Source organism: Algoriphagus locisalis (genome assembly GCF_900116615.1).
Taxonomy (GTDB): Bacteria; Bacteroidota; Bacteroidia; order Cytophagales; family Cyclobacteriaceae; genus Algoriphagus; species Algoriphagus locisalis.
The window spans coordinates 52,098-66,556 of record NZ_FPBF01000008.1; the positions used below are offsets into that span (position 1 = coordinate 52,098).

General features: G+C 42.5%; 13 protein-coding genes. 1 reads left to right on the top strand and 12 read right to left on the bottom strand.

From position 1 onward, the window contains the following. Positions 1-157: 157 nt before the first annotated feature. The 5 genes from BM386_RS19410 to BM386_RS19430 form a co-directional block, all read right to left on the bottom strand. A complete protein-coding gene (locus tag BM386_RS19410) occupies positions 158-424 on the bottom strand; it encodes a type II toxin-antitoxin system RelE family toxin (protein WP_091697288.1) in 267 nt (88 codons plus the stop codon). After that, the gene (locus BM386_RS19415) at positions 421-618 is read right to left on the bottom strand and encodes a hypothetical protein (RefSeq protein WP_091697289.1); all 198 of its coding nucleotides are present in this window, start codon (positions 616-618) and stop codon (positions 421-423) included. Before BM386_RS19415 ends, BM386_RS19410 begins: the two co-directional genes overlap by 4 nt. A gap of 138 nt (positions 619-756) precedes the next feature. Next, complete coding sequence (locus BM386_RS19420; RefSeq protein WP_091697291.1) at positions 757-2,052, bottom strand: TRAP transporter large permease; 1,296 nt, start codon at positions 2,050-2,052, stop codon at positions 757-759. Further along, entirely contained in the window at positions 2,052-2,540 is a 489-nt protein-coding gene (locus tag BM386_RS19425; RefSeq protein ID WP_091697293.1) for a TRAP transporter small permease, read from the bottom strand. Before BM386_RS19425 ends, BM386_RS19420 begins: the two co-directional genes overlap by 1 nt. A gap of 24 nt (positions 2,541-2,564) precedes the next feature. After that, positions 2,565-3,551: a TRAP transporter substrate-binding protein gene (locus BM386_RS19430; protein WP_091697620.1), complete on the bottom strand. Its 987-nt coding sequence runs from the start codon at positions 3,549-3,551 to the stop codon at positions 2,565-2,567. 292 nt (positions 3,552-3,843) lie between these two features. Here BM386_RS19430 and BM386_RS19435 point away from each other — a divergent pair, with 292 nt between their 5' ends. Further along, positions 3,844-5,490, top strand: a complete 1,647-nt coding sequence (locus BM386_RS19435) for a UxaA family hydrolase (RefSeq protein ID WP_091697295.1) — start codon at positions 3,844-3,846, stop codon at positions 5,488-5,490. Here BM386_RS19435 and BM386_RS19440 read toward each other — a convergent pair. The 7 genes from BM386_RS19440 to BM386_RS19470 all read right to left on the bottom strand — a co-directional run bounded on the left by BM386_RS19440 (position 5,487) and on the right by BM386_RS19470 (position 14,451). Next, entirely contained in the window at positions 5,487-6,527 is a 1,041-nt protein-coding gene (locus tag BM386_RS19440; RefSeq protein ID WP_091697297.1) for a Gfo/Idh/MocA family protein, read from the bottom strand. The genes BM386_RS19435 and BM386_RS19440 overlap by 4 nt on opposite strands. Continuing rightward, positions 6,514-7,536, bottom strand: a complete 1,023-nt coding sequence (yiaK, locus tag BM386_RS19445; protein ID WP_091697298.1) for a 3-dehydro-L-gulonate 2-dehydrogenase — start codon at positions 7,534-7,536, stop codon at positions 6,514-6,516. Before yiaK ends, BM386_RS19440 begins: the two co-directional genes overlap by 14 nt. A gap of 74 nt (positions 7,537-7,610) precedes the next feature. Next, complete coding sequence (locus BM386_RS19450) at positions 7,611-8,966, bottom strand: pectate lyase family protein (protein WP_091697300.1); 1,356 nt, start codon at positions 8,964-8,966, stop codon at positions 7,611-7,613. 11 nt (positions 8,967-8,977) lie between these two features. Next, entirely contained in the window at positions 8,978-9,361 is a 384-nt protein-coding gene (locus BM386_RS19455; RefSeq protein WP_091697302.1) for a VOC family protein, read from the bottom strand. A gap of 16 nt (positions 9,362-9,377) precedes the next feature. Further along, entirely contained in the window at positions 9,378-10,871 is a 1,494-nt protein-coding gene (locus tag BM386_RS19460; protein ID WP_091697303.1) for a pectate lyase family protein, read from the bottom strand. Positions 10,872-10,954: 83 nt separating this feature from the next. Next, complete coding sequence (locus BM386_RS19465; protein WP_091697305.1) at positions 10,955-12,616, bottom strand: DUF4957 domain-containing protein; 1,662 nt, start codon at positions 12,614-12,616, stop codon at positions 10,955-10,957. Between the two features lie 29 nt (positions 12,617-12,645). Next, positions 12,646-14,451 carry a RagB/SusD family nutrient uptake outer membrane protein gene (locus BM386_RS19470; protein WP_091697621.1) on the bottom strand — a complete coding sequence of 602 codons (1,806 nt, stop codon included), beginning with the start codon at positions 14,449-14,451 and terminating at the stop codon, positions 12,646-12,648. Positions 14,452-14,459 lie beyond the last annotated feature (8 nt).

Sequence of the window (14,459 nt, forward strand, 5' to 3'; positions counted from 1 at the left end):
TCGGATGTCGGATGTCGGATGTCGGATGTCGGATGTCGGATGTCGGATGTCGGATAAGGCGAACTCATTGTGTTGAAGAAGGTTTCAAAAATCAGGGATTAGTTTGTTTACTAATTCCATGGCCATTTTGCAGGGTCTAAAAAGTTAATTCCTTTATTTAAGGAAATATTTTATAGATATCTTTTCTATGTGCAACCCTTGCAAACACAAGCTCATTTTTTTCAAGGAAAACACCAATTCTATAGTTTCGAACCCTTATTCTATAAGCATCATGAAATCCTGAGAGTTTCTTAACATTTTTTAGCTCGGAGAGAGAGATTATTTTTTCGCAGGAAAATAAAACCTGAAGTATTGCATCTTTATCATTTTGGTCTGAAATCTTATCCAGGTCCTTAGAAAAAGATTTTAAAAACCGAGACTTCATTTCTGAAGTTTCCTATAAATCTCTTCTCTAGGAACTTCTTCAACCCTATCTGCTTCAGACATCAAAATTGAAAGTCCTAAATCTTCTTTTTCCGAAACAGACAAAATCTTATTATTTACCCCCAGCTTTTCTAAAAGCTCTGAAATAAATTTGAGTTCCTTCTCATTTTTAGGATTTACGATTATAGAGTCCATGGTATGATTTTTTGCTTAGTTACAATTTACGGAAATCTTCAGCCAAAGATCAAAACAGCTAAAAACAAAAAGCGGAAGTCTAACGGCTTCCGCTTTTTGTTTTTCATCGGTCATCCGGCATCGGACACCCTAGTTTTTTTACACCCCAAATACTCTTGGAAGCCAAAGGGTGATCTCAGGGAAAAGCATAATGATAATCAATGCCAACACCATAGCTGCATAAAACGGCAGCATAGGTTTCATTATCTTCTGGATGGTGGTATTTGCCACACCAACGCCAATAAAGAGGATAGAACCCACTGGAGGCGTACAAAGACCTATACACAAGTTAAGAACCATCATGATCCCAAAGTGTACTGGATCCACTCCCAAAGCCGTTACAACAGGCAGAAAGATCGGAGTGAAGATCAATACAGCTGGAGTCATATCCATAAAGATTCCGACAAATAATAACAGTAGATTGATCATGATCAGAATCACAAAAATGTTATCACTTAAGCCAAGCAAGGCATTTGAAATATTCTGAGGAATCTCCTCACTGGACATTACCCATGACATTGCCATAGAAGTTGCGATCAAAAGCATCACCACTGCTGTGGTCTCCGCTGACTTCAATAACACTGAAGGCAAATCCTTCACTTTCAATTCCCTATAAATCAGCGATAAAACCAGAGAATAAACAACCGCAATAGCCGAAGCTTCTGTAGCTGTAAAAACCCCTCCTATAATTCCACCGATAACGACAATCAGCAAGAATAAACTTGGAACTGCTTCCCAGAATGTCTTCAAAATCACGCTAAATGAAGAACCTTCTCCGGCTGGAAGTTTATGTATTCTTATCATTATTGCCGCCGTCACCATGAGCATTAGTCCAACCAAAAGACCTGGTAAATAGCCTGCGACAAATAAGGCCGCAACCGATACTCCACCTGATGCAAGGGAGTAAACGATCAAAACATTAGAAGGAGGAATGATCAAACCAGTCGTAGAAGAAGTAATATTTACCGCTGCTCCTAGTTCTTTTGGATAACCTTCTTTCTCCATTCTTTTTCCCAAAATACCACCCATTGAAGATGCCGCTGCTACCGCAGAGCCTGCAATTGCTCCCATGAGCATGGCTGCGATGATATTCACATGTAGCAATCCTCCACGCATTCGACCGGTAAGTGCTTTTGCAAACTCAATGAGTCGATTGGCTATCCCCCCTCTATTCATCAATTCTCCTGCGAGTATGAAAAAGGGAATTGCCAATAAGGAAAAACTATCTAATCCAGTCCCCATACGTTGGGCGATGGTAGTAATTGCCGGCATCGTTTGCACGGTCACCATCAAGGTCAACATGCTCGAAAGTCCAAGACTCCAGGCTACAGGTACACCAATCCCTAAGAAGAAAAGAAAAGAAAGAACTAATACTAAAACGCTCAACACCTCCATTACACTGCAGATTTTAAAGTTGTCAAAAATTTGATTGAGACTACTTGGTAGTAAATCACTAATAACCCGCTAAAAGGGATGATACCATAGATGTAGGCGAGTGGTATCTGAAGTACAGCAGATTTCTGCTCTAGGATAAATGTCAGGTAAACAAGGTTTGAGCCGCCAATGAACATCACCACAACTGCGAAAATAAGAATACAGCAATTGATCAAAATCATCAATTTGTCCTGTGCTTTTTCTTCCAGTTTTGTAAGCAAAATATCAATTGCTAAGTGCTCGTTTTTTCCTGCAACATAGGCAGCTCCTAGCATCCCTACCCAGATCAACATGTAACGGGACAATTCATCGGTGAATGAACTTGGGCTTTGAAACACATAGCGAGAAACCACCTGCCAGGTCACATTGAGCACCATAAGTGCCATCAAGACAACAAGAAAATGGGCAATCCATTTATCAAGTTTTAGCTTGGTTTGGGGTGAAAACATAAGTCTTATACTTTGGGTTAACGGTTATTTTACAGCGCGAATTTCCTCTACTATCTTATAGATATCAGGCTGTTGGACTTTAAGGTCGGAATACATGGATTCTACAGCTGCCCGGAACGGCTCCTTGTCTGGATAAGTAATCGTCACTCCGGCTTTTCTCAATTCATTCAAAGACTCTTCGGTAGCTTCCGCCCAGATTTTGTATTCATATGTAGCGGATTCATCGGCAGCTTCCTGAAGCCATTGTTGCTCCTGCTCGTTTAAGCTTTCCCACACTTTAGTACTCACGATCATCACGTCTGGCAATGCCGTGTGCTCATCTATACTGTAGAACTTGCACACTTCATAATGCTTGGAAGTGTAAAGACTTGGCGCATTGTTCTCCGCTCCATCCACGATACCTTGCTGCAGAGCTGTGTAGAGTTCACCAAAAGAAACTGGCGTTGGAGAACCTCCCAAGCTTTTCACCATGTTGGAAGCAGTATTGGACTCCATCACCCGGATTTTCAATCCAGCAAGATCTCCCGGAGTTTCCACAGGTTTGTCTTTTGTATAAAAGCTTCTTTTCCCAGAATCATAATAGCATAGGCCTCTAAGCAGATACTTCTGGGGATCAAGCAATAGTTTTCTACCAATTTCACCTTGTAAAACGGCACGCTGGTGGGCATCATCTCTGAACAAGTAAGGCATTCCAAATACCTGCATAGTCGGAGCAAAGCCTTCCAAAGCAGCGGAAGAAACCTTTGTCATTCCTAGGCTCCCAATTTGCAAAAGTTCCACGAGTTCACGCTCACTGCCTAATTGTTGATTTGGATAAATTTTGACGACCATTTTACCGCCGGATTTTTCCTCCACTTTTTTGGCCAAAAAGAGCATGGCTTCGTGAACCGGGTGAGTGATGCCAAGTCCGTGTCCAAGTTTTATGATTCGCTTATCCCCTGTCGCCTGGCAGGAAACAAACAGCGCAAGCACCAAACAGAAAGAAAGAATATGAAGTTTTTTGATTGTCATGGGTTTATTGAACATAAAACATACTATACAATAATAGGCCTTTCTAAGCTGATATGTTTGGTCGATTTACGGAAACGATTTAGTCAAGTTGATAAAAGGTAATTCTTAGGAACTATCAGGATTTGTTTGATGACAGATAAAATCCAAGATATTACATTTGGTTACTTTTCTAAATGAAAATTTGATTTTAGTACATTTGCACAAATATTTTAATTTTTGCCACCGATTTTCGTTATTACAATCGAATACTATAAATTGCGCAATCGATTGCGCAATATAATGATTAATTCTAATGAACCATAAAACATTATTAATACATCCAAAAGACAATGTTTTGGTTGCTTTACAGGATCTTGCTGTAGGTGAAACCATTGAGCATAATGGCCTAACAATCAGAATAAAAGACAATATCCCAGCCAAGCATAAGTTTGCGATAAACGAATTGGCTAAAGGAGATCAGGTCTTCATGTATGGAGGTATTGTTGGCAAAACTCTTTCAACCATCCCTTCCGGAGGTGTCCTCAGTACTCAAAACGTGACGCATGAGGCGGAAGATTTTGGTGAAAAATCTGGAGTTTACCAATGGGATGCACCGGATATCAGCAAATTCAAAGACAAAACTTTTATGGGTTTTCACCGGCCCGACGGACAGGTGGGAACGGGAAACTACTGGTTGGTGATTCCAATGGTTTTCTGCGAAAATAGAAACGTGGACATCATTAAGGATGCATTCCTTGAGGAACTTGGGTTCGGTAAGCCAAATCCATTCAAAAAAATGGTGAGAGAAATGGCTAGCCTCTATAAGTCTGGACAAAAAAATTCATTCGACTCAGTCGCAGTAGAGACATTTGCGGAGAAAGCAGAAGAAAGACTTTTTGAAAATATCGACGGAATCAAATTCCTAAATCATCAAACAGGTTGTGGCGGCACAAGAACAGATTCGCAGGCTCTTTGCGCGCTAATCGCTGGCTACATCAACAATCCAAATGTGGCTGGAGCAACAATATTAAGCTTAGGTTGTCAAAATGCGCAGTCTTCTTTTATGGAAGAAAAGCTTCGTCTTATCAATCCGGATTTCAAAAAGCCTTTGATTATTCTGGAGCAGCAAGTGGAAGGAACTGAGCAGCAAATGCTCACCCGAGCTATTAAAGAAACATTTATTGGAATGGCGGAGGCCAACACCCAAACTCGTCAACCAGCTCCATTGAGCAAATTAGTGGTAGGATTGGAATGTGGTGGATCTGATGGATTCTCCGGGATCTCTGCAAATCCAGCTGTGGGCTATGCTGCTGATTTGGTTGTGGCCTTGGGTGGAACAGCCATTCTTTCTGAATTCCCAGAACTTTGTGGTGTTGAGCAAGAGCTGATTAACAGATGTGTATCTGATGAAAAGGCAGAACGTTTTTCAACTTTGATGCGATTGTATGCAGCAGCAGCCGAAGCTTCAGGTTCTGGTTTTGATATGAATCCAAGTCCTGGAAACATCAAGGATGGCCTGATCACCGATGCGATGAAGTCATCCGGCGCTGCCAAAAAAGGCGGAACTTCTCCAGTGACCGACGTGCTAGACTATGGAGAATATGTAAATACACCGGGTTTGAATTTGCTTTGCACTCCTGGAAATGATGTAGAAAGTACCACTGCTATGGCGGGAGCTGGCGCGAATATGATCTTATTTACAACAGGACTTGGCACACCAACCGGGAATCCGGTTACTCCTGTTATCAAAGTTTCTTCCAATCATAAATTATCCGAGCGCATGCCTGATATCATTGATATTAACACAGGTTTTGTGATCTCCGGAGAGAAAAATATCCAGCAAATGGGCGAAGAAATCCTGGAAAAAGTAATCAAAGTAGCAAGTGGCGAAGAAAAGTCAAAAGCTATGATTCTTGGCCAGGACGACTTTATTCCTTGGAAAAGAGGCGTTTCTCTCTAAACATGATCAAGAAAAGGGAGCTCAACTTCCTTCTCAAGTTCTGAAGACTTATAAATGGCTCGGATCAGTTCGACTGATTTCCGGGCCATATTTCCTTCTACCAATACCGGCTCATCAGTTTCTACAGCATTTAGATAATGTTCCCACTGAGCTTTATGTAGTGCATGTCCAATTGCCATTGGATCTGCAGCTCCCGAACCTGTACTGGTATCTGCGATAATCGGTTCCGGTTCTTCTCCCTGAATACTCCATTGAATCAATTTCCCAGCTTCCAACACGGCTGATCCACACTTCCCGAAAATCTCCAGTCGCTCAGGCAAACCAGGATATAAAGCCGTGGATGCAGTAATATTCCCCAAAGCTTTATTTTCAAAAGTCACCAAAGCCGCGCCCAAGTCCTCTCCTTCAATAGGATGTAAGGATGTTTTAACTTTCGCGAAAACAGACTTCACATCACCCATTATATCGAGTAGCAAATCAAAGGTGTGAATACCTTGATTCATAAATGCTCCGCCCCCATCTCCTTCGAGCGTTCCTTTCCAAGGGCTATTACTGTAATATTCAGGCGCTCTGTACCAATTCACATGAGCATTTCCCATTAGAAGTTTTCCAAATCTCCCTTCTTGAACTGCAGCTTTTAGCTTGAGATAATCAGCCGAAAATCTATTTTGAAAAATGACTCCGAGCTTCACACCATTTTCTTCACAAGCATCAATCAGTTGATCTGCTCTAGTCAAATTGATTTCAATTGGTTTTTCTATCAACACGTGTTTACCAGCTTTTGCTGCCAACAAACCCGCTTCCATGTGGTGACCACTCGCGGTGCAGATGCATACGATATCGAGTTCAGGATGAGTCAAAAAAGCAGAGACATCAGAATAGGTCTGGATGCCAAATTTGGCCTGAGCAGCTTTTGCGCGCTCGGGTGTACTGCTGCAAAGTGCTACTAATTCCGCATTTTCGATTTCATTGAGCGCATCTGCATGCTTTCCGGTGATTGCTCCTGTTCCAACTATTCCTATTTTAAATTTTCGCATTTTTCAGTTCATTTTGAAGTTCCACCCAGAGTTTTTCTGAAATCGGAACTCCGTTTTTAAGATTTCTATTTCGGGTTTCTATTGTATTTTCTCCTGGATATCGAACAGACTTGTCTCCAAAAGTCGATGAGTTTTTCAGGTCTTCAATCAGCGCGTCCGCCTTAGTTTCTATCCAATCTGTGAGTTCAAGCTTAGTGGGATCAAAGCAAAGGAATACTTGAGATACAGCAGTTTCAAAACCGGACTTCCCGATGTCGTGGGTCGCATTTCCTCCTGAAAGTACGGAAGCTAGCAAATCCAAAACCAAACTTAGACCCGATCCCTTCCACAAACCTATTGGCAATCCAAGGTGATTATTGATGACAGTTCCTGGGTCCTTGGTCAGATTCCCTTTATCGTCGAAGCCAGCCTCATAGGCCATCTGTTCCCCTTTTGCCTTAGAAATACTTAGCTTTCCATAGGCAAATTGGGTAAAAGCCATATCCAAGACAACTGGCCCGCTCTTCCGCGGAATAGCAATGACCAGCGGATTATTTCCCACTTTTGGCTCGCTCCCACCCCAAGCTGGCATATTCGGATTGGTATTGGTGAAGCAAATTCCGATACAGCCAGCTTCCACAGCCTGCCAGCCGAAATTCCCTCCACGCATCCAATGATTGGTGTTTTGCAAGGTCACACAGCTAATTCCAAATTCTTTGGAAAGCTCGATCGCCCGGTTCATGGCAAATTCAGCATTGAGATTCCCCACGCCTTGCTGCCCATTCCAGCGCTCAAACATCCCGAGCTGACTTAAGGCCAAAGGCTCTTTGTCAGGATTAACCAAGCCTTTTTTAATAAAGTCTAGAAAAAGGAAAAAGCGATTTACACCATGTGATCGCACTCCATCCAGATCAGCTTTGGCGAAAAGTGACGCACAGCGCTCTGCTCTCTCCCGCGAAAATCCGTAGTTGAGTAATATTTCTTTTAGTGTGTTATTGACTTTCTCGAAAGGAATAAAAAGATCGACCATTGAAAAGTTGGGTTCTAAGCGTGATATCCCCTAAGATAAAATCAATGATTTACTTTTGCCTGTTTTGCTAAAAATTAGTTGACCAAGCTGTTTAAATAAACTTCCACATTGCTGTAGTTCTTGTCTAAATCAAATCCCGTTGAATCATCAGGATTCTTTGGGTCCAAACCTTTTTTCTTTTCCCATTCATCAGGCATACCATCTTGATCAGAATCCGGTTTCGGCTCACCTTGCTTTAACAAAGGCCACCCGCCAACTTCAGCTTGAGAATCGATGATTCCATTGACGCCAAATTCATTTACTCCAGAAGTAACCTCCGCGAGAACTCTGGTGTCGATAGCGTCGCGGCAGAAATTTGCACCAGCATTTTTCAAAACAGCCAGAAAAGCTTCTTTAGCAGTCATCGTTTTCGCTCCCGCGAAGTCAAAAACTTCATCTACTTCCATTTCCTGAGGATCTACCGACTGAATCCCTAGGCTATTATTTGAAGTCACATTTTCAAATCCTTCCACTACATTCCCATTCACATAGAATTTAGCATACGGCTCGTAAGGCTCGACAATTCTATCCCGATTTGACTTGGTTGCTGGACCTGCTTTGTAATAATTATTGACAATATTGTATTGCCCTTCCTCACCAGCATAGGAGCTGTTTCCCTTCCAATTGTAGATCACATTATTTCTGAAATCCACCCATTCTTTTGCTGGTTCTTTGTGATAACGAGCTCCGTTAAATCGTGGATTTCGGCTGTTATGATCTGCGAGTAGGTTATAGAGAAAAGAGGCTTTTTTGCCACCCCAAATTCCTCCATAGCCATGCTCTCCTTTTTCATGAACGGATTTATTGAGGCTTTCGGAAAGAATCGTCCATTGCAGCGTGAAGTTCTCATTGTCGTAAAATGAGCCACATTCATCCGTCGCCCAGCTTAAGGAACAGTGGTCAATAATAATGTCTTTAACCCGGATAGCACTCATTGCATCATCCTGAACTTGACGTTCGTCGCCCAAACGGCTGCGTATGTAGCGAATGATAACGTTGTCTCCTTTGACTTTGATAGGGTAATTTTGGATGGTGATACCTCCGCCAGGGGCGCTTTGTCCCGCGATAGTCAGATTGCCGTAATTGACATCAAGGCTTGACTCCAACTTAATATTTCCAGCGACTGCGAAAACTATGATTCTCGGCTCCTTCTTCTGGATCATGTCCCGGAGTGAGCCTGGGCCATCGTCGTTGAGATTGCTTACTACCAAAACTTTCCCGCCACGTCCACCAGTGGTGAATTTACCAAAGCCTTCTGCACCGGGAAAAGCCAAGGTTTTTCCAGCATTCGCAGATAGAAATTGACTTGTAGAATCAGGAATCTCTTGGGCTTTGCAGCCAAAAGAAAGCAGTATGACCAGTCCAAAACCAGCTAATTTTTTGAGAATCATAAGAAAATTGATTAAATCATTGGAGTCGCTCGTTTGCATAATTGCAAGGCTAAACCCCAGGGATCTTTGACCATGACAAGATGAGATCCATCAGGCAAAATATCATCAGAAATCACTTTTGCTCCAGCCTCCTCCAAGCGATCCCGGTCGGCGTTTGGATCCTCCGATACTAGCGCAAGATGAACCGCCAAAGGATGTAGCTTTTCAAAATCAAGCGTCTCGCCTTTCGGATTGGAATAAATCTCAATCATCACCGTTCCGCTGTCATCAGCCAAAAAAGTCATATAAGGTGGCTCAGCCATTTTCTTCACTACTTTCAGCCCTAAATGCTTCTCATACCAATGAGAAGCGGCTGGCGCATTAGAAACGTTTAGTGCAAAGTGTTCAAATTTCATAGGGTGTTTTTTAATTTCAATTGCTTAATGGAAAATTGGTGATCAGACTATTTAGGTAAATTTCCAAATAAGTATAAGGGGTTCCTGGTTTGATTTTCGCAGCATCTGTAGCAAGATTTGGATCAAGCTCATTAGCTTTTTCCCAAGCATCTGGAATTCCGTCTCTATCTGTATCAACAACCGGCTCTCCGGCTTCCAAGTCTGGCCATCCCCCTACATCTGTCTGGGAATCAATGATACCATTGGTGCTGCCTAGCGATCCCTCAAAGGAATAGGAATTGTTTTTCACATCATCCAAAATCCTCAGGTCAACTTCATCTCTTTTCAGAGAACTACCTGCATGAAGCAACACCAATTCAAGGGCTTTTTCGCCAGAATGTGTAGTCACATTATCATTGATTGGATGTGGGGCCGTTAAGCGAAGCCCTTCGATATCGGCTTGTGAAACGGTTCCATAACTGTTGTGAAACTGATTCAGCACACCATAAGTCCAGTTGTCCTGAGAAGCTGAAGTACTACCTTCGATCACATTTCCATCCACGAAAAACTTCCCCCAGATATTATAAACTTCAGTTCCTTCATTTTTATTCTTGTCAATGGAAACTATTCTATTCCGCTTAGACCCAGTTGGAGTTGCAGGCCCAGGTTTATAGTAGTTATTGACAATATTCACATTCATCGCTTCTCCACCATAGGCGCTGTTAGATCCCCAATTGTAGATGACATTGTTTCTTACATCCGCGAGATCAGTTAAGGCAAAAGCTTTTCCAGCTTCCTCTCCTAGCCTAGGATTTCTGCTGTCATGATGCGCCAGGAGGTTATGGTGAAAAGAAGCATTTTTCCCTCCCCAGATTCCTCCATAGCCATGAGATCCCTTTTCATGCACGGAGTTTTTCAAGCTTTCGGAGATGATACTCCATTGCAATGTGGTATTCTCATTGGCGTAGAATGTGGCAGTTTCGTCTGTGGACCAGCTCAAAGAGCAATGGTCAATCATGATATTTTTATGAAATCTAGCTTCCAGCGCATCAGCTTGTTGCTCGGATTCGTCTCCCATCCTGAATCTCAGGTATCGAATAATCACATTATCGGCATTGATCACCACCGGAAAATCTCGAATCGTAATCCCATCTCCCGGAGCACTTTGACCTGCAATAGTAATATCTCCGAAATTGATTTGAAGTTTAGACTTTAGCTGGATAGTTCCGCCCGTATGGAACACAATGGTCCGCTTTCCAGACTGGTTGATCGCATGGCGAAGTGTTCCTGCCGAGCCATCATCAGTCAATTTATCCACAATGTAAACTTTACCTCCACGACCGCCAGTGGTCAGCTGACCGAATCCTTCAGCGCCTGGAAATGCATAATGCTGACCTTCATAAGGTGGAGATACTTGCTCCTCAGTTTTATCGTTTTTATCTCCCCCCGGATCTGGTTTAGGAGTTTCTCCGCAGGAACTGCAAATTGAAAACAGAAGGGATGCTATGACTATTTTATTTGTAAAATACATTTTTGTAAGAATTGATTTGAAAAGAATAGGGTGCGGCAAAACCACACCCTTTCTTACTAATTAATAACCCAATAATTACCTATTTACAATACTACTCTCCAACGCCTATCCCCAGTATCAAATCTACCGGCAAAGCCAGAATCTTTAAAGTTAAAGTCGTTCGTAGGCGGACTAACCCAAAGATCAGCCTGTCCTCCAGAATAGTTTCCTAGAGGGAATCCAGGTATTTCACTATCAGAAAAACTGAAATCTCCAGTGCTGTAGTTGTTGACAAGATTAAAATTAGTCCCGTCTAATCCTTCAATTCCTCTTATGGCATAATTTTCAGAATCACTTTCGTCCCATCCATGACCAAAAATACTGTTGGTAATCGAAATACCATTGGTCACGTTATTGTTGCCATCACCGCCTCTATAGCGGAATATCCGGTTTCCGGATTTGACGAAATTACCGAAGGTGCAACCATCGATAATTATGGAAACGGAGTTGTTTCGGGAAGTAATACCAGCTTGGATTTTATTGAAAGTAGAAGACTCGAACAGGATATTATCCACATGAGCTGTCTTTTCATCTTCCTTTGGATCTGTATCAGTAGTAAGCAAACCATAGCTACCTACACTATCAACCAGTGAATTTCTGATAATAAAATTCTCAAGGGCAACTGTCCCACGAATTCTCAAAATCCCCCTAACTGTTCCTATCTGACAGTTTTCGAAAAGCATTTCCCGAACATTGACACCACTGGTATTCGGATTAAACACATAATCTCCGGAGTAATCAGCACCGCGAATTTCTAAATCAATAAATCGGATATGATCGATCTGTGCGCCTTCGGCAATGTTCCAATTCCCTGTGGTGTAAAGCTTCGCTTTTTGCTCTCCGAATCCATAGGCTGCTTGGATGGTGATTGACTTATCCAAATCCTCAGAAGGCAAATCATACGTCACGCCCCTTTTTACCAAAATAAGATCACCGTCTGCAGCTGCGAGAACTGCATCAGCCACAGCACTTGGACTTTCATTATCTCGGATATCAACTACACCTGGAGCCATAGGATCAATATCTGCTACCCGAGTGGTGTAATTTACCCAACCCCTAAGGACATCTTCACTGTAAATTGCGATCTGATATTCTGTCTCTGCTTCCAATCCTTCGACAATCACCTCGGCTTTTTCCAGCTCTTCTGCTGTAACCATTTGCTCATCAAATAATGGAGTATTCAACTGTAAATCTTCTGCTGAAAAAACCCTAACTCCTGTCACGTCCGCTCCGGCTTTGGTCCAAGTAACTCTAGCAGCGATATCCGTGACGTCATAAGTCGCAGGATTGTTCAAAATGGTAGGAAAACGCTGGGTTCGTACATTCCCCAAATCAGCAGCCTTACTATCGTATTGAGGATCTGCAGCATGCGCTGTGGATCTAATCTGATAAAGTGTATTCCAGAAAAGCTCTTCTCCTATCAGGGCCTTATTAATCTCCACATAAGAAGTATCCGTTTCGATTACATATTCCACAGTCTGGAATGTATCACGGCTAACTTCAAGTGTGTAAGAAACAGCACTTTTCATGTTCCCCTGATTGACAATAATAGTATTGCCCTCCGAAAATAAATCCTCGTTCAAGACAGGTCTGAACAACCTCGTCTCTTCGAACATTTCTTCTTCCTCTTTACACGCTGACACTGCCACTACAGCCATCAACAGCATAAAAAGAGTTGTTTTTATATTTCTATTTAGAATTTTCATTGTTGAACTTTTAGATTTTGACAGCCTCATTAAAATCCATAACCATCGTTGGTCAATGTGCCCTGGCTATTATTAATAGCCGTAGAAGGAATTGGGAAAACATAGCGCACTACTCCAGGATTAGGTCCATTAATGTAGTTCGCCCAATCCTTTGTGATCCACTCCTCATACTGGAGTGTTTCATTATGCAAACTCAACAGGAATGGAACCTGATTCCAGGTATCATCCGGCGGAGCGACCACTTTGGTATTTGGATTAAGCAGCACGAATTGACCAGACTCATTTACTTTCCAGTACATATAGTCAGGTAAATCACCCGTGCCATTAAAGGCTTCATCCGCCATCACTTTCAATCCTTCAACAGTTTCTTCCATTTTCGCAGAGTAATTTCCCCAACGGATCAACTCGTACTTACGGATCATCTCGCCGCCGAATTCCCACGCTCTTTCATCCACAATAGCTTCAAAGAAAGAATCTTTACTTGCAGAGATATCTGATACATAGCCATCTACTCGACTGCTCCACAGCTCATCGCTGAATGCTCTTCGTCTCACACGCTTCAAGGCTTCCTGAGCTTCCGCTGTAGGACCATTTAATTCATTTTCAGCTTCCGCAAACATCAAAAGAACATCTGCATACCGCATCATAGGCCAGTTGATACCGGTTCCTTTGGCGGAGGAAGCACCTGGAGGATTCTCGAGGAAATGTCTGCTCCATTTGCCTTGAGCGATGTTTGTTCTGTTGTTTACAAATTCCTTTTCGAAAGAAGTGTTGATCTTGTAAAGCGCACAGGTCACATCTCTTCTCGTATCCAGCGTGTCAAAAGAGAAATAGTACGTAGGAGGAATAGCCATGTAATTGTTTCCCGAACCGAAGCTGTGAGCAGCAGTTGGTCCACCTTCTACTGTAATACCGATATTCCACGCCACATCACCATTGCCCAAGGCAAAAGGCACTTCGAAAAGCACATCAGCATTTACTGGAGAAATGAATTTCGACTGGTTCAGGAATACCTGACGGTAATCAGAAGGCAATTCACGATCCTTCAACTGCATCAACTTATTAGTGTAAGTCTTTGCGATCTGATAATACTCCAGGTAATCACCCTCTCTCGTCTGAGAAAGATCTTCCTGCACATAGTATCCACCACGCTGCAATGCTAACCTTGCGATCATTCCCAAGGTATATTCTCTGGTCACCTGCTCGATTCCGTAGGGAGTCTCATCTGCCCAAAGCATTTTCTCCTCTACTTCGATCATATCTGTGATTACTCCGGATAGAATGACGTTTCTATCTTCTTTTGGAAGGTTGAATTCATTTCCGGCTTTTGGAGCGTCATTTACATAAGGTACATCACCGAAGAAATATACCAAAACGCTATACCAATAGGCTTTGATTGTAATTGCCTCACCTAAAAGGTGATTCATGGTCTTGGCTTCCAATACATCTGTAGATTCCAATTTCCCGCTGGCACGGAGGCCTTCTATAGAAATATTGGCATCACGGATAGCCTGATAGGCAGTATTCCAGACAATCTCCAAATCCCGATTGGTTCCTTGGGCATTAAGATCCCAAATCTGATACCTGTCCCCTGAGCTAGTCCAGCCGCTTTGATGTTCTATATCCGTATTTCCAGCCATATTATTGGAAAGACGGGACCGGAAAGCATCCGTACCGAAATGTGAATAAGCCGCATTCACGCCCTTTCTGGCGTCATCCACATTGGAATAAATATAATTTGTATCGAAGGTCGATATGGATTCTGGCTCAAGAAAGTCATCACAAGAAAAACTCATCCCGGCAACAACTGCTAATATTATATGTTTGATGTTCATTGCTTTAA